The sequence below is a fragment of the Vibrio sp. 378 genome (assembly GCF_033339435.1).
In genome coordinates this window covers 1-597 of sequence record NZ_JAWOUO010000821.1, presented here as the reverse complement: position 1 = coordinate 597, position 597 = coordinate 1, and the positions used below count along the sequence as shown (strand labels likewise).

Here is a 597-nt window from a genome sequence, read left to right as displayed (position 1 = left end):
TATCAAAAACAGCGACATCCACATCGTTGACTCCTTTTGGGCAGACAACGACAAAGAGTTACAGCGTAACCTTGTGCAGCGCGTGATTGATATGGGTAACATTGACTACATCGTCGGCAGTGCGGTCGCCATAGAAGCAGCCATCAGTGAATTGCGCAGCGCAGATAAAACCCATGATATTGGTTTGGTATCGGTGTATTTGAGTCACGGTGTGTATCGTGGTCTTCTGCGCAATAAAGTGCTTTTTGCTCCGACAGACAAAATGGTGCAGCAAGGCCGCCTGTCTGTCATGCAAGCGGCTCACTATTTACGCCATCAACCGTATGAAAAACAGGCATCGCCAATCATCAAACCACTGACGCCAAAGACGCTTCACGATGACACAATTGAAGAATCGTTATCTCCGTCAGAATATAGGCCGACATTCAGCATAAAGGCTGTTGATTGATGCGCTAAAAAAGTGTTTTATTGATAGATAACCAGTTCATAATCATAAAATCGGAATAACTTGATGCAAAAAACGACTCGTACCATGCCCGCGCATAAACACGTGGCATTGGTTGCCCACGACAATTGCAAACCTGAGCTACTTCGCTG

Annotated in this window: 2 pseudogenes; both read left to right on the top strand. The window is 45.7% G+C overall.

The window, feature by feature from the left end:
• A pseudogene (locus R7Q48_RS29045) lies at positions 1–448 on the top strand (TMAO reductase system protein TorT); the annotation flags it as partial.
• A gap of 63 nt (positions 449–511) precedes the next feature.
• Positions 512–597, top strand: a pseudogene (locus R7Q48_RS29040) (methylglyoxal synthase); the annotation flags it as partial.